The 15,281-nt window shown below is 53.0% G+C and carries 13 protein-coding genes; 3 read left to right on the plus strand and 10 right to left on the minus strand.

The window, feature by feature from the left end; translation table 11 throughout:
• Positions 1-42: 42 nt before the first annotated feature.
• The 7 genes from gspG to VE954_RS42470 all read right to left on the minus strand — a co-directional run bounded on the left by gspG (position 43) and on the right by VE954_RS42470 (position 9,083).
• On the minus strand, positions 43-525 hold the full coding sequence (gene gspG / locus VE954_RS42440; RefSeq protein ID WP_324964702.1) for a type II secretion system major pseudopilin GspG: 483 nt from the start codon (positions 523-525) through the stop codon (positions 43-45).
• 64 nt (positions 526-589) lie between these two features.
• The gene (locus VE954_RS42445) at positions 590-1,813 is read right to left on the minus strand and encodes a type II secretion system F family protein (RefSeq protein WP_324964704.1); all 1,224 of its coding nucleotides are present in this window, start codon (positions 1,811-1,813) and stop codon (positions 590-592) included.
• A gap of 6 nt (positions 1,814-1,819) precedes the next feature.
• The gene (gene gspE, locus VE954_RS42450) at positions 1,820-3,649 is read right to left on the minus strand and encodes a type II secretion system ATPase GspE (protein WP_324964706.1); all 1,830 of its coding nucleotides are present in this window, start codon (positions 3,647-3,649) and stop codon (positions 1,820-1,822) included.
• A gap of 36 nt (positions 3,650-3,685) precedes the next feature.
• The gene (gene gspD / locus VE954_RS42455) at positions 3,686-6,193 is read right to left on the minus strand and encodes a type II secretion system secretin GspD (protein WP_324964708.1); all 2,508 of its coding nucleotides are present in this window, start codon (positions 6,191-6,193) and stop codon (positions 3,686-3,688) included.
• Between the two features lie 61 nt (positions 6,194-6,254).
• Positions 6,255-7,265, minus strand: a complete 1,011-nt coding sequence (locus VE954_RS42460; protein WP_324964710.1) for a type II secretion system protein N — start codon at positions 7,263-7,265, stop codon at positions 6,255-6,257.
• 9 nt (positions 7,266-7,274) lie between these two features.
• Entirely contained in the window at positions 7,275-8,270 is a 996-nt protein-coding gene (gspC, locus tag VE954_RS42465) for a type II secretion system protein GspC (RefSeq protein ID WP_324964712.1), read from the minus strand.
• Between the two features lie 201 nt (positions 8,271-8,471).
• A complete protein-coding gene (locus VE954_RS42470) occupies positions 8,472-9,083 on the minus strand; it encodes a shikimate kinase (RefSeq protein ID WP_324964714.1) in 612 nt (203 codons plus the stop codon).
• A 73-nt stretch (positions 9,084-9,156) separates the two neighbouring features.
• On the opposite strand from VE954_RS42470, the gene VE954_RS42475 reads away from it, so the two are divergent.
• Positions 9,157-9,966: an enoyl-CoA hydratase/isomerase family protein gene (locus VE954_RS42475; RefSeq protein ID WP_324964716.1), complete on the plus strand. Its 810-nt coding sequence runs from the start codon at positions 9,157-9,159 to the stop codon at positions 9,964-9,966.
• On the opposite strand, the gene VE954_RS42480 is transcribed toward VE954_RS42475, so the two are convergent.
• Genes VE954_RS42480 through VE954_RS42490 form a run of 3 tightly spaced genes read right to left on the minus strand, consistent with a single transcriptional unit; the run spans position 9,953 to position 12,305 of the window.
• Positions 9,953-10,690, minus strand: coding sequence for a hypothetical protein (locus tag VE954_RS42480; RefSeq protein WP_324964718.1), 738 nt, complete (start codon positions 10,688-10,690; stop codon positions 9,953-9,955). The two genes, VE954_RS42475 and VE954_RS42480, sit on opposite strands and share 14 nt — an antisense overlap.
• A complete protein-coding gene (gene ychF, locus VE954_RS42485; RefSeq protein ID WP_324964719.1) occupies positions 10,687-11,805 on the minus strand; it encodes a redox-regulated ATPase YchF in 1,119 nt (372 codons plus the stop codon). The genes VE954_RS42480 and ychF overlap by 4 nt, the downstream gene beginning before the upstream one ends.
• A 5-nt stretch (positions 11,806-11,810) precedes the next feature.
• Positions 11,811-12,305: a YajQ family cyclic di-GMP-binding protein gene (locus VE954_RS42490; protein WP_324964721.1), complete on the minus strand. Its 495-nt coding sequence runs from the start codon at positions 12,303-12,305 to the stop codon at positions 11,811-11,813.
• 173 nt (positions 12,306-12,478) lie between these two features.
• Between VE954_RS42490 and VE954_RS42495 the strand changes: the two genes are divergently transcribed.
• Together VE954_RS42495 and dnaG are read left to right on the plus strand one after the other, a co-directional pair.
• On the plus strand, positions 12,479-13,537 hold the full coding sequence (locus tag VE954_RS42495; RefSeq protein ID WP_324964723.1) for a hypothetical protein: 1,059 nt from the start codon (positions 12,479-12,481) through the stop codon (positions 13,535-13,537).
• Positions 13,538-13,613: 76 nt separating this feature from the next.
• Positions 13,614-15,281, plus strand: a 1,668-nt coding sequence (gene dnaG, locus VE954_RS42500; protein ID WP_324964725.1) for a DNA primase, incomplete at its 3' end; no start/stop codon positions are given.

Genomic DNA, 15,281 nt, shown 5'->3' on the forward strand with positions numbered 1-15,281 from the left:
ATTCCAAAACCTGCAGCGTCATGGCAGGATCAAATAAGAGTGTTATTCACTTTCACCGGTTTTTGCCGCAGCAGCTTCCGGTGGATAGACCACGTCGTCTTCTGTGCCTTCCTGTCCGTCCACACCCACGCAGATGATTTTAAAATTCTTGGGTCCGGTCGATTCGTAACGGTAAGGCTGACCCCATGGGTCATTGATCTGGTTCGCTTCCACGAAAGGACCGCCCCAGCTTTTCGCTGTGGCTGGCGCTTCGACCAAAGCGTTCAAACCTTCTTCAGTCGAAGGGTATTTGAAATTTTTCAGGCGGTACATGTCCAGGGCATTCTTCAGAGTGCCCATGCTGACCGAGGCCAACTGCTTTTTCGCGTCGTCGCTTTTATCGAGCAAACGACTGACGAGCACAGCCATGATCGTACTCATCAGCGCGATCACGATCAGGATCTCGATAATGGTCATGCCGCGATCGCCTTCACCAGCCGGCCCAAAGGGTCGTTGCAACACTCGTTTTAAACGCTTCAGTATCATCACAAGGTCTCCTTCCAAAAAACGTTTCCACTTTGATAGCACTTTTGACGGCCAAGCCCAACTGCTACTTGATCTGCTTCATAATGTCCATCATGGGCATAATCATGCCGATGATCACGCTGACGGCAATCACCATCAGGAACATCATCATGATCGGCTCAATCAGAGTGACCATTTTGGAGATCTTGCGCTCCACTTCCGCGTCGTAGGCCTTGGCCACATGGGCCAGCATAGTGACCATCTCTCCCGTTTTTTCACCGGTCGCGATCATGTGCGTCACCAGTCCAGGAAATACCCCACTCTTGTTAATACAGGACGCCAGACTGTTCCCTTCCTGGACTTCGACTTTGGCCTGCTCCAATACCTCCGTCAGGATCGTATTGTTCACGACGTTCTTCGTGATATCCAGAGCCGCAATGATCGGCACGCCCGAGGACAGCAGCGTGGAAAGGGTCTTGGTAAAACGCGAGACAGCCAGCATCAGGAACACAGGTCCCAGAATAGGCGCAGAAATCAGCCACTGATCAAACTTGCGTCGTCCTTTGGCAGTGGCCAGCCAACTCCGGCCCCCTAAGAGACCCACCACCAGAAGAACGATCGGGACAAACCAATAATTCTGCAAGAACCCTGAAAAATTGATGAGCAATTCGGTGTACCAAGGCACCACGACCTTCATACTCGTGAAAACCTTGCTTAATTTCGGCACGATAACGACCAAAAGAAAAACTACGATGCCCATCGATGCAAAGATCATGATCGAGGGATACACCATGGCCTGGACAATCTTGCCGCGTACCTGAACCTGATATTCCATGAAATCCGCGAGACGTTCCAAAACGAGGCCCAAGCTACCGGATGACTCCCCAGCCTTCACCATATTTACGTATAACTTATTGAATATCTGAGGATAAATGGCCGAAGCTTCAGCCAAGGACTTACCCTCAGAGACGGAATCCTTGACCGAGGACAAGGTGTTGCGAAGTGCAGGATTATCAACCTGACTCACCAGAGCTTTCAGGGATTCATCGACGGGAACATAAGCGTTTTGCAAGGTGGCGAACTGGCGAACCATCACGGACAGTTCTTCCAGACTTACGCCGCGCTGGGTCAGGCTGCTCATCGAGCCTTTTTTGCCAGTCGAGGCCTTTTCTTCTTTGATTTCGGCAACGATGACCTTTTGTCTTTGACGCAGTGTGGCCCGAGCAGAACGCTCTGAATCAGCATCAATGCGACCCTTGACGTTGGCGCCATTGGCCGCATTGTAGCCTTTGTAGCTGTACATCGGCATCTGGACTTACCCCTTTTCTATGACGCTGCTCATTTCGATTTCGAGTTCGTCCGTCTGGGTTTTCCTGACCGCCTCATCCAGGGAGGTGTCACCGGTGACAACTTTATGTAAAGCAGCATCACGCAAGGTGGTCATGCCTTTTTCAACCGCACGCTTTTTAATGCTTTTGGCATCCTGAGTTTGCATGATCAGGGTCCGCATTTCCTCATCAAACACCATAAGCTCGTAGACACCGATACGGCCATGATAACCGATACTGAAGCAGCGGTCACAGCCATGACCACCGGCTCGGTAGACCTGCCGACCTTTGAGATCCGCTCGCTTGATCCCAATCTGATGCAGTTCGGCTTCGCTAGGGTCATAGGCCTCGCGGCAGTGCTGGCAAAGACGCCGGAGCAGACGGGTGGCAACGATCCCGAGCACAGCCGAGGAAAGCTGGAAGGGCTGCACACCAAAATCGAGGAAACGTGTCACAGTTGACGCCGTATCGTTGGTGTGGAGGGTGGATAACACAAGGTGACCCGTGATCGAGGCCTGAATCGCAATCCGGGCTGTTTCCGAGTCACGAATCTCACCGATCATAATCACATCGGGATCCTGACGCAGAATCGCCCGCAAACCGGTGGCGAAGGTCATCCCGATTTTATCTTTAACTTCAATTTGACCCACACCGGACACCTGGTATTCGACCGGGTCTTCGATGGTCAGAATGTTGATGTCACTGGTGTTGATATGCATAAGACAGGCATAGAGCAGAGTCGATTTACCCGAACCCGTAGGACCGGTGACCAGCACAATCCCGTGTTTCTGCTCAATCAAGGAACCGAGGGCATCATAGTTGCGTTTTTCCAGACCCATCTGATCCAGGCGTTTTCCACCGGACGATTTATCGAGAAGACGCATGACGATCCGTTCACCAAAGGCGACCGGAATCACAGAAAGACGAACGTCGATATCCTTGCCGGCCACCTTGATGGAAATACGACCATCCTGGGGAACCCGCTTTTCAGCGATATCGAGCTTGCCGATAACCTTGATACGCGACGCCAGAGAACCGGCGTGGCGCTTTTGAATCTGGGTCTTATCCTGCAGCATACCGTCGATACGGAAGCGCACCAGAACCTCGTTTTCCAGAGGTTCGATGTGAATATCCGAGGCGCGTTCCTTGACCGCACGGGCCAGAAGGCTGTTCACCAGACGGATGATCGGTTTTTCATCATCCGATGATTCCAAAAGGTCGCGCGTTTCGTCCAGATCACCTTCATCACCGACGTCACCGACATTCAATTCGTCGAGCACCTTCTGCGAGGCATCATTCGCGCGTTCGAACACGCGGTTGATACTGTTCTCGATGACGGAAGGTGGACTGACGATCATGTTGATGTTGGTCGAGAGAATCAGGCGCAAATCATCCAGGGGATGAATATTCAAAGGATCAGCCACCACCACGGTGACGTTGAAGTCATCGCGGGCGATGGGCAGGATCTTGTTGTCACGACAGAACTGGATCGGGATGTTATCGACCAGCATGGGATCGATATCATTGATGGGCAGGCGGTCGTAATAAGGCAGGTCCAGCTGAATGGCCAAGGCCTTCAGCATGTCCTCTTCACTGACATAATTATTGGCAACCAGAACTTCGCCAAGCTTTTTGGTATTGCCCTCTTCGTTCTGCTCGCGCAGGGCCTCCTGCAGCTGTTTCTCAGAAATGGTTTTGGACTCAACCAGAATTTGCCCCAGCGTTTTATGCTGGAGGCTGCGAAAATCCACAGAAGGCAGTCGGGTCCACTTGGGTGCTGCTTCAGATTTCTTCGTATTGTCCGTCGTATCCGTCATCGAACCACTTCCTTCATCTCGCAGGCCGTATCCGTATCATTGAGGCGGTTCCAGAGGCTCGGGCATATCCATGGGTTCCGGTGTTGGGACAGGAACCGGCGGTGGCGGTGGTGGAGGCGGCGCATCGCCTCCGTCCATACCTCCGGGACCACCCAGCGGAGCATCATCAAATCCGCCTTGCGGCATTGGCACAGTGGTTGGGTCTTCCGGGCGCTCACCAAGCTCAGGCTTGGCGGCGGGTTTTTCGTCTTCAATGCCACGATCTTCCTGCTGCTGACGCCTCAGACGATCCTGCTCACGTTCTTCGCGAACATCATTGTCATCGGGACGGTAGCGACCCGAGTCTTTGTTGGGCAATGCTTTCATGAATTCATCATCTTCATCTTCACCGAAAGCTTTGGCCATCAGATTATCGCGTTCCTGCACCTTTTGATCATAGATCGCAGCCAGGTCATTGGCGCCGTAAACGATATGCGGCGTCAGGAAAATCATCAGACTGGTCGTTTCTTTTGTCAGCTTACTATTGCGGAAGAGCCAGCCCAGGATCGGGATGTCACCGAGCAGAGGTATTTTCTGAAAGACTTCTGATTCCCGCCGCTTGACCAGACCGGATATCACAGCTGTCTGACCGTTTTTTACGGTCACGAGCTGCGAGGATTGCCGCTTGTTGATATCAGGCAAACCAGTCGCTGGGTTGATACCCCCTTCGTTGGCCTCAAGGTCGAGCTTCAAGGTCACATAATTGCCGGTATGACTGATGTTAGGCTTCAATTCCAGGCTCAGATCCGCGTCTTCTTTCTCGACTTTCTCCAGATTGCCTGCACCAATGGCAGCCGATTGAACGGCTGATTTATAAAAGATTTTGGAACCGACCACGATCTTAGCGACCTCGTTATTCGAAGTCAGAAGATGCGGCGAAGAAAGCACCCGGGTATTCCCGTCGGTTTTCAGCATGGTGATGAGTCCCGCAGGGGTCACTTCGCCGATACCAGGAATATTGATCGGCTGCCCTGCAAGAACACCGATGGTAAAGTCCTTACTCAAAGCACCTGCGACGGCCGCTTTGGTCGCATCAGGAATGGTAGTTGCACCATTGGCATTAGTAATCGTTGAAGCAGCGGCGATAGGCGCCACACCAGCTCCTTGCCAACCGTAGGACTGAACGCTCTTACCGCTCTTGCTTCCCAAGAGCAGAGAGGTTCCAAAGCTAAAATCATCAGACAGCTTCACATCCAGGATATCCGCTTCCACATAAACCTGCGGTCGACGACGATCGAGCTTACGTACAATCGAGTTGATCGCATCATAAGCGGCTCGCGAGCCGGTAATCAGCAGTGAGTTGGAGCTTTCATCCGCTGTGATCTTGACGTTATCGCCGAGTTCCGCCACAGGCGACGGGGCATCGGGAGTTCCAGGCCGCGTCCGTGACGAACCGTTCTGACCAATGGTTCGAACGGGTGGCGTAAAGGTCGTAGGGCGTCGTGTTGCAGACGAGCCTTGAGCCAGCGAAGACAGGGTCGTTGCCACTTTCTTGGCATCAGCATAATCCAGGAAGCGCACCCGAATCGCAGCCTGGTTGGCTGGATCTTCCACGGGGAAATCAAATTTCTTCACCAGGTCTTTGACGTCCTGGATCGTCCGTGGTGGTCCAAAGATCACAACTGAGTTGGAGCGTTCATCAACGCTCACTTTGAAGGACGTTCCACCACCGGCCTGACCAGCACGTTTGCTGGCTTCCGAAACCTGGAGAATCTCCTGAACCTTGGTCGAAATCGCTTTGGCATCACCGTAACGAATGGGGACCAAAGCGACCTTCGGCTGCTGACCGGCCACATCCAAAAGCTCGACGATCTGCAAAATACGGCGAACCTTGTACCCTGTATCACTGATGATCAGAGTGTTGGTCGGCTGATAGGCAATCATCGAGTTGGTGGAGACCAACTGCGATAGAGTCTGCTGAATCTGTTTCGCATCGATGTACTTCAGGGGCACGATCTGGGTGATCAGCTTATCCGTACGTGGCGCCCAGGTTGTACCCTGATAGATATGAAGGTTGCCCTTCAGCGCGTTCCGGGTGGGCAGGATCTTGATGACCTTGCCGGTTTCCACAGTTGTATAACCAAGGACGTTCAAAGCCGAAAGAAAGGCCTGATAGGCTTCATCTTTCGTAACTTTTTTCGGCGAAATCATTTGGACTTTGCCGCTGACGCCCTTGCCAATAATAACGTTTTTACCAGTCCATAACGCAACGGCACGGATGATATCCTTGATTTCCGTTGGTTCGGGAAAGTCGATGCTCACCAGTTCCTGGCCTTCAGGAACATTATCAGCACCAGGATTAGCCGGTTTATTGCCGTTGGCCGCGCCGTTCGGTTGACCAAAGGCAGGGCCTGAGGGCAGTCGAGGGCTATCGCTCGGACCTTCCGGTTCGTCCGGCATGGACTCTTCCGGCATCGGCGGTGGGTTGTCATCCTGAGCCATCAAGGCTTTCCCAGCCCCCAGACTCAGAAGAACCACAGTAGTAAGATTTCGTAAGCGAATCACACTCAATCTCCCCATAGTGTGAGCAGGCAGCCTTCCAAGACTTGGCAAACTAGCCTCCCCGCTACTTTATTTCAACGTTTTGTATGCAAGGCGTCTTGCCGCCCTTCAGGTACTCAACGCGAATCTGTTTGTCCGTTTGCAGCGACTCATAAACCGCAAAACCTTTTTCCGGTTGCGCCATACTAGTGCCGTTGACCGCTGTGATGACGTCACCGCTTCCCAAATGCACCTGCGACCACAGCGAACCGCCTTTGACACCGATCAACTTGAAGCCCACCATCACATTGTCGCGATGGTAGGGTACGAGCCGTCCCTGCTCCAGGATCTTGGAAAAACCAGGTCCCAGGGATTCCTCGACTAAACTGCTTTGCAGAGATACGGTCGTCGTGGCGCAATCACCTGACTGACCGGCATCGGCAGCAGTAGCCACATTGGGAACGGCTGAAGCCGTAGGCAAAGTGGGCAGTGCATCAGGCTTGTTGGCGACAAGCAAGGAATTGATTTCCAAGCACTCCTTGACGCCATTATTATTGAGCACAACCTTGCCTTCTTCGATCGCATAGATCAAAGCAGCTTCCTGCCCGACAATGCGATCCCCTGCACGATAGATGTCAGCTATAGTATAACCCTTTTCCTGAATGGTCGCCAAAGAGGTCTCGGCATTGCCGGTATGAATAATCCCCAAAAGCTCGACATTCACAGATGGTTTCTGACACTTGTCATTAGGATTGAAGGTGGCGGCGGCGCTGCCCTCGGCACTTGGGTCCGCTTCTTCAGGTACGGCACCGGTGCTGTTGAAAATATTGCGAGCCAAGATCACTTTGCGCAAATCCCGATAGTTCGTATCTTTACTGAGACGGGGGCGATCAACTTCCTGCCTCGGTTTGAACCTATGTTGCATCGCAGGACCTGAGAGAAATATAAGGCTGACAGCGGATAGAATGGAGGCACAAATATAGGCTGCAAAGAGGACCGCAAGACTGCGCCAGGCAATTTCCAATACGAGGCGGTTCAGGTCCTCATAAGATCGCCAGTAGCCAAGCACTTTGTCTTTCCAAGCCAGAATCTGCATTCACTGTCCCTATTGAATCTGAATCGTCATGTTTTGCGTGGAACCATTGCGATTCAGTCGAACTTCGATTTCCTTTTCACTCTTGAGCTGATTGAGCAAACGTATGGCTCCGGCTGCATCGCGCAGGGGAATGCCGTTGATTTCCTCAACGATGTCGTTGTTCTGGAATCCGGCTTTTTCATAGACGGAATTCTCACGAATGCGGGTCAGACGGAAGCCTTTCAGTTCGCCCCCAACCATATTGGGTTCAGCCTTGGCGTCCTGCAGGACTTTGGTCAGCATTTCCGGCGCCAGCATATTGCGTTTGAATTCGTCCGTAAGTTTGATGTTCATGCCCTTACGTTCAAAACCCTCTTCCTGATGGGCATCAGGAGGCGGCTTGACTGCCAGGCGATCCAGAGCGACACCAGCACCGCCTGGCCGTGCTCCCTGACCTTTACGTTTCGGGACCGGCATGACGAATTTTTCCAGCTCGACGTACTCGCGTCCCATCTGCCGTTCGAGGATCACGCGGTCGTCATAGATTTCCACGAGCTTCGCATCATCCTGGATGGTTTCGCCCACCATGTAACTGCTGGTCCGTTTCTTTTGAGTATTTTCGATCATCGCAAGGCCGTTATACGGATCCCCCGAGAAAATCACGCCAGTCAGCTTGAGGGGAAGATCCGACCTCACCAGCTTGTCCGAAGTCCGGGTCCCAGGCTTGGCCGGGCCATCCAGAGCATCGCCCATCTTGCCGTCGCTGTTAAAGATGTTCCGTTCCAGAATAATGGTCTGATCGGCTTTGCTGACCTTTTTGGAATCAAGCTTCACGCTTTCACCGCTGGTACCACGGGCTTTTGGACGCGGGTTTTTGCCAACGGGCAGGAACACCATCGACATGTACAGCGAGAGACCACTGGCAAGAATAAAGGCCGCTGCGAGCAGGGCAGAGACCCATTTCAACGAAAAGCGGCGCAAGAACCGGACGAACCGGAGCAACTGTTTGCGATCTATAGAAACCAAGACCCTTTCCATACCCACCCTGAGCACGTTCAATTGTGCTTTCTACCAAACGCCCCATGAAGGAGTGCTAAGCAACGCGGGCTCCCCATGACGACAAATGCGCAGGCTCTTTCCTAACGCATCTTTCGGCTATTCGACTAGTCCTGCATGAGGATTTTTTTTCGTGTCTGCCTTGAAGGCATGGCAAGAAAGAAGCCAAATTCACACATTATCGGCAGCTTCGCTCGAGACAAGAAGCTCTTTAATAAACTGGGCACAGGTCCCAGCCGTGGCGAAACTTATGGTCATGGCATAGTCGGCCTGACGATATTGATCGACTCGGCGCTTCTCCATCTGACCCAAACGCTCCTCCAAATAAGCCTGACGCTGCTGGCGATCAGGAATATCCTTGGCCTCCATGAGCATGGGTCGCTTTTCCAGCTCTTCGGGTCTCTGCATCAGGCGGTACACAACTTCCGACATGGGCGTGGCCAGCCAGATAGTGGGTCCGAGTCGACGCATGAGTTCGAGGTTCTCCTCGCGCTCCACCGCACCGGCGCCCGGAATGATGATGTGATTCAGTATACCACCGATTGCTGTGAGAGCTTCTGTTTCCATCCGGCGAAACGTATCTTCCCCATCCTGAGCGAAGATGTCTTCAATACGGCGTCCGTGCTTTTTTTCGATCCAGTCGTCCAGATCCAAAACGCCAAACCCAATGAGCCTCGCCAATTGATAGGCTACCGTGGTTTTGCCGCTTGCTGTCGCGCCGACCACGACGAGGTTGGGGAACTGCTTGCGATCGAGCGTGGGGTATTCGAGGACTTTTTTCAAGATCAGTTATCCGCTATAGATTGTTCCGTATCATTCTTTCTAACATTGCTGGCCCGTTGGGTGAAGGGGATTTATGTACATATCAGTTCAAAAGCAGGATTCGGCTCTGATCTGGACAATCCGCCGACCGGATCGCTTCAACGCCTTGGGGCCCTTGATTGGCGCGGAACTTCTGCAGCTGGCGATGCAGCTTGAGCAGGAGCTTCAGCCTTTCGCCTCGAATCAAGTCACGGAAGACCCACACTATCGTTGTCTTATCCTACGCGCGGATCCGGTTCGGCGGGGCCAGAATCCACCGATCTGGATCGCAGGCGGCGACCTGAAAGAACTGGCTCAGATCGAAGCCCCCGTGGATGGTCGCGCCTATGCTTCGGAATGGGCCAGGATTGGCCTTATTTTACAGGATTTACCAATTCCCGTGCTGGCTGCGATTCAGGGTGCCGCGATTGGAGGCGGAGCCGAGCTGGCTCTGGCGGCTGATCTGCGCCTGGCGACTCGCGAAAGCTCCCTTCACTTTAAGCAACTGGAAGTGGGACTGGCTACGGGTTATGGCAGCTGTCAAAGACTCGTTCAACTCATCGGCCAGGCGCGGGCCACGGATCTTCTGCTCCGTTGCCGGCGACTTTCGGCTGCCGACGCGCAAAGTATCGGTTTGATCAACGACCTTGCCGAAAATGATGAGGCGTTGGAACTTCTCATCGCTTCTGTCATTCACGATTTCACGCGCCTTTCCGCCAAAGGATTGATGGTACAGAAGCGCATGCTCCAGGGTCCCTTTGTGGATCGAAAATCGCAGTGGGCTGACCGGGAATTGGATCTCTTTCAGCAGCTGTGGAGGCATCCGGCTCATGAAGAATTCCTGCGGAATTTTATGAAGAGCTGACATTCTGTGAAGAGCTGAAACTCTGCAACAGTTTTCCCGGCACAAACGGAATACGTTGATTCAACTGCAGCAAAAAAGAGGTCGAGGCGGCTAATGGCCAGAAGCGACTGAGATCATCGACATCCAGGACAGTCAAGCCCTGCAGTTGAGCCGGCGCCGCCCAGGTCGATAAATTTAAATTCTGACAGACCCGTTTCCACTGAGGTTTAAGCTCAGCAGGATATTCCAGAGCATAAAATTGGGTCGCAGGAAATGCGATACGCAAACCCAGCAATGTAAGAATATGCAAAGGGCTGCATTGAAGATTCTGCAGAATATAAGCTCCATGCGGCAGCGCAAGCCTCTCTCGGAAGGCCCACGCCAGGCTTTTTTTCCAGGCTAAAACCTCGCGATCGACCAGCCATGGCGCAAAACCTTCGGCAGCGTTTTGAGTGGACGTCGGCAGCTGCGCTCCGGATCCCGGCAAAACACAGCTTTGCACCGCACCGTCCGCTACATAAAACAGGGGACCATCATACCAAAGGTCGTCACTCCAACCGCGAAAAGCCGTGTAATGGATACGGGGGTAGGCAAGATCCGTGAGGAAGGAAGGGAGCTGCCCCCAGGGCAGCTTGCCGGCAACAGCCAGAAGACCATCGGGTGCTTCATAAGCCCAGAACGCATCCAGGCGAAACACCGAAAACGGGGCCGAAGGGACCCCGCTGCTGGAAAAAGCCCAGTTCATACGTTGAAGCGGAATTCCATGACATCGCCGTCTTTCACGACATATTCACGGCCTTCCTGACGAATGAGTCCCTGTTCCTTGAGCTTGGCTCGCGCGCCGATTTTCACCAGATCCGGGATCACATAAACCTCGGCACAGATGAAGCCGCGTTCAAAATCCGAGTGAATCACGCCCGCCGCGGCCGGCGCCTTGTCACCTTTATGAATCGTCCAGGCGCGAATTTCTTTTTCGCCCGCTGTGAAATAGGTCTGCAGACCAAGCAAGGTGTAGCCCGCGCGGATCAAGCGGTTCAGTCCGGCTTCCGTCATCCCGAAATCCTTGATCATCTCCGATCGCTCTTCCGGTGACAGCTGACTCAGTTCCTCTTCGATCTTGCCGCAGATGATCACCGCCTCGGCCTTTTCATTGGCGGCAAAAGCCTTCACCTTTTTCGTGAATTCATTATCATGCGACCCATCGGCCAGGGATTCCTGGACGTTGCAGACATAAAGCACGCTTTTCGCTGTGATCAGGTGCAATTCTTCGAAAGCCTTTTGCACCACAGGCTCATCACCCACGAAATCAGGCAAGGGAAAGGTGCGCGCTGGCTTGAGTTCATTCAAATGATTCTGCAGCGCGGTCAGCATATCAGCGGTCTTGATGATATCTTTTTTGCCTGTTTTCAGCAGTTTCTGATAACGGCCGTTGGCGTTTTCCACCGTCGACATATCAGCCAGAACCAGCTCGGTATTGATGATTTCAATATCACGAAGCGGATCCACGCCGCCTTCCACGTGGGTGATGTCGCCATCTTCAAAGCAGCGAACCACGTGCGCGATGGCATTGGTGCTCTTGATGTGGCCTAAGAACTGGTTGCCCAGTCCCTCACCCTTGGATGCGCCGCGCACCAGACCGGCGATATCCACGAATTCCATACTCGCGGGCACGATGCGTTGGGCTTTCACATAGCGATCGAGTTCCTGCAGACGCGGGTCTGGAACATCCACGCGGCCCACGTTCGGGTCGATCGTACAAAACGGATAGTTGGCCGAAGCCGCTCCCGCCGACGTCAAAGCATTAAAAATTGTCGACTTGCCGACGTTGGGAAGACCAACGATACCGCACTTAAAACCCATGGCTCTTAGCTCCGCATATTGATGAACTGCAGCGGCAGACCGATTTCGGACGCGGCTCGCAAGGTTCGGATGGTTTCCTGCAAATCATCGATGCTCTTACCGGTGACACGGACCTGCTCGTCCTGGATCGCTGCCTGCACTTTGATCTTGGAATCCTTGATCAATTTGATGATTTTCTTCGCTTCTTCCTTATCGATTCCATTCTTCAGAGTCACTTCCTGGCGCAAAGCGTTGCCACTGCCCTCGATTTGCTTGCCGTAGTCCAGAAGCCGCAGGTCCACCGATCGTTTCACGAGTTTTTGTTCCAGCAGTTGGTGGATCGATCGGAGTTTCAGTTCATCATCGGCCAGGATTTTGATCTTTTTTTCAGTTTTATCAAATTCGATCGTCGACTTGCTGCCTCGGAAATCGAATCGGGTCGATATTTCCTTCACCGTCTGGTTCACGGCATTGTCGACTTCTTGAAGATTAACTTCGCTGACGATGTCGAAAGAAGGCATTTTCAGCAACTCCTAAAAAAGGGACTTCCCATAAACAGTCGATTTCTTTAACCTAAAGGATTATGCCAAAGAACAGAAGAATCATTGCATCCGCCAGCTGCGTCGTATTAACTTATACGGCTGCGGTCCCCTGTCTTTTTGCCGAGAAAACCCAGGTAAAACTGGTTGCCCCGATGAAACCCTCCCAGGAGCGCGAAGATTACCAGGAGTGCGTGACCTCGGTCATTAGAAAATACCAGTCCCCAGGCAACGTCAAAAAGAACAAAAAACTCCAAAATGGCCTGGCGGCCTGCAAGGATCGTTATCCTGCGGTCTCGATTATGATCGACTGCAAAAAGGAAATGGCCGCGGCCTATAGGGACGACCATGAGGCGCTTAAGGCAGCCTTGATTGAATGTAAAAACGAATACAGCAAATACACCTTCAATCCCAAAAACCCAGTGCCTTTTGTGCTGCGGGGGGATCAGTTGTTTTTTGCGGGTGCGGGCATGAATCGCAGTCACCCCATTCGGGCTCAGGAGGACGAGGATCCGAATGCCGGGCTCTTCATGGGCGATAATTTCGGCAATTTTTCCTGCACGACGCTCTATAAAACCATGTTCCGGGAGCAGCAGCCCGAATACCTTCTTTTCGGCAATGATCCCTTTGTCTACACGCCCTTGCGTCACGCCAAGCGCGAGGAATTTCTAAAAGCGGTGGGACTGGCAGCAGCTTTGAATAAGCCAAAAACCATGCTCCTCTCCATGCATCGTGACTTCGGCGAATTGCATTATGAGCCGTCGACCCAGGAAACCATCAATTACTTCCCCATGGGCTTTTGCAACTTTGATCGCAAACTCGGGCCAGTGTTCGAAGGCATGAAGATTTATTACCTGGTCGATCGCGTGAGCACCCAGGTGACCCCTTATTTTGGGACAGCATTTTACCGGGATGACAGCCGCATAGCCGCCAAGGATTTGATTGAACAGATTCGGGCGCAGCTCGGCGATCAGTACCGCACCTTCACCACCAGGCCAGGCGTCACCCTGATCTCACAGGTTGAGCCCAAAATTTTCGATAAAGAAGGCGACCCCAGGAACGTGTGCCAAAACGACCAGATCTCGCCATACATGGCCGTCGTGACGGAACGCGAACAAACGGGAATGGCCGCTTATACTCTGCTGGCGAACATCAGCAACCTCTGTCGTTATGGTGACAAAATCTCCAGCCGGTTTTTGAAAAAAGGTCCCTGAGAACCCCCCGACCTGCTATGATACCCGCCGTCGCGGCCAGACCGCCTTCAATCTGAACTTCAGCATTGGATCCCTCATGAGCGTCGAAGTCGCCAAGCAACGCATTCTGCAAAGAGTGCCGCTCGCTGCATTGATCGGCGAAACCATCGCCTTGACCACCCGTAGCGGTCGGCAGGTCGGTCTTTGTCCTTTTCACGGGGAAAAGTCTCCGAGCTTTACCATTTTTGATGATCACTATTTCTGTTTCGGCTGCCGCGCCCGTGGTGATGCTATTACCTTTGTGCGGGAAATGCAGGGTCTTTCCTTTCTGGAATCCTTGCGCTATCTCGCTGAAAAGTTCGGCATTGAGGTGCCGGAGTTGGAACATCCCACTCATGATCGCCAGGCTCGCCAAACGGAAGCAAACCTTTATAAAATCTGTGCCGAGAGTCTGACCTTTTTCCGCGAACGACTCATGGCCACCAACGGTACCTTTGCCTTGCAGTATCTCGAAAGCCGGGGATTCACGCCTGAATTTATCGAGAAGCACCAGTTCGGCTTAAGCCCTCAGGAACCGCAGTTTCTCGTCAATCACCTCCTGCGCAAAGGCTTTGCGATCAAGGATATGATCACGGCGTCGGTGGCCAACAGTTCCAACTACGATAACAAGGCCTATGATTTCTTTAATCATCGTTTGATGATTCCCATCTTCGACATGCATGGTCGAGCCATTGCCTTCGGTGGACGGTGTTTTGGTGATGAGCAGCCCAAATATAAAAACAGTCGGGAAACGCCGCTGTTTGATAAATCTCAGGTCCTCTATGGCCTGCATTTGGCCAAGGAACCCATTCGTCGCGATCGTCGCGCCATTGTCTGTGAAGGTTACATGGATGTGCTTCAGCTTTGGCAGGCTGGCATTCCGCATGCGGTGGCCTGTCTCGGCACCGCTTTGACCATTCATCATCTGCGGCGTCTGGCTGCGTTAACACCTCGTGTGTATCTGATCTTTGACGGTGATCGCGCCGGTCGAGCGGCCACCCTGCGCACCGTTTCACTAGCCCTGGAAGTGCCTCAGACCGAGTTTAAAGTTGTGGTCCTTCCCGAGGAGCACGACCCCGATACCTATGTGAAAGAGTATGGAACCGCCGGCCTGGAACGGCAGCTGGACGCCGCCCAGAATCTTTTGGAATTTGCGATACAGGCACGCCTGATGGAAACGCATGACCTCGGCGTTCCGGATTTGATCAATAAGGAATTCATTCCCTGGTTGCAGTCGGTCGAAGATCCGGTTCGCCGTCAGTATCTCTTGGTACGCATTTCTGAACTCACCGGGGTTCCCGCCGCTGATCTGGAACACAAGGTCAAGCCAGAGCCTGTCAAGCGTGTGGCTCCAGCGCGTTTGGAGGCTCCCCCACCGCCAGCCCCCAGAATGAAGGTGCAGGAACTCAAAGGTGCCGAGCTGGAATTTATCGCGCATCTCTTTTTCTCAAGGCCCGGTGAAATCGATTTGGAGCGTTTGGATCAGCAGCTGAAGACCCAGCTGGAGCTCGATGAACTATGGCTGGATTTCGCTCTGGAATTGACCAAGGCTCTCCGCCGCAATCTGGTCCCTTCGGAGTTGAATAAAGCGCATTGGACTTCGGTGGTGATTCCCGAGGCTCTCGCTTTGATTGAACAGTTGGAAAAAAATGCGCCGGCTTATGAAACAAACGCTCGCCAGCAGCAGATGGAAAAACTGGCGACTCAGGTCCGTCGCAAGGCTCTC

The sequence above is a fragment of the Oligoflexus sp. genome (genome assembly GCF_035638955.1).
Classification (GTDB): Bacteria; Bdellovibrionota_B; Oligoflexia; order Oligoflexales; family Oligoflexaceae; genus Oligoflexus.

What these genes read in the sequence shown, in the direction of transcription:
- gspG (WP_324964702.1), bottom strand. Translation starts at nt 525, where the DNA reads ATGATACTGAAGCGTTTAAAACGAGTGTTGCAACGACCCTTTGGGCCG.
- VE954_RS42445 (WP_324964704.1), bottom strand. Translation starts at nt 1,813, where the DNA reads ATGCCGATGTACAGCTACAAAGGCTACAATGCGGCCAATGGCGCCAAC.
- gspE (WP_324964706.1), bottom strand. Translation starts at nt 3,649, where the DNA reads ATGACGGATACGACGGACAATACGAAGAAATCTGAAGCAGCACCCAAG.
- VE954_RS42460 (WP_324964710.1), bottom strand. Translation starts at nt 7,265, where the DNA reads ATGCAGATTCTGGCTTGGAAAGACAAAGTGCTTGGCTACTGGCGATCT.
- VE954_RS42475 (WP_324964716.1), top strand. Translation starts at nt 9,157, where the DNA reads ATGTACATATCAGTTCAAAAGCAGGATTCGGCTCTGATCTGGACAATC.
- VE954_RS42480 (WP_324964718.1), bottom strand. Translation starts at nt 10,690, where the DNA reads ATGAACTGGGCTTTTTCCAGCAGCGGGGTCCCTTCGGCCCCGTTTTCG.
- ychF (WP_324964719.1), bottom strand. Translation starts at nt 11,805, where the DNA reads ATGGGTTTTAAGTGCGGTATCGTTGGTCTTCCCAACGTCGGCAAGTCG.
- VE954_RS42490 (WP_324964721.1), bottom strand. Translation starts at nt 12,305, where the DNA reads ATGCCTTCTTTCGACATCGTCAGCGAAGTTAATCTTCAAGAAGTCGAC.
- VE954_RS42495 (WP_324964723.1), top strand. Translation starts at nt 12,479, where the DNA reads ATGAAACCCTCCCAGGAGCGCGAAGATTACCAGGAGTGCGTGACCTCG.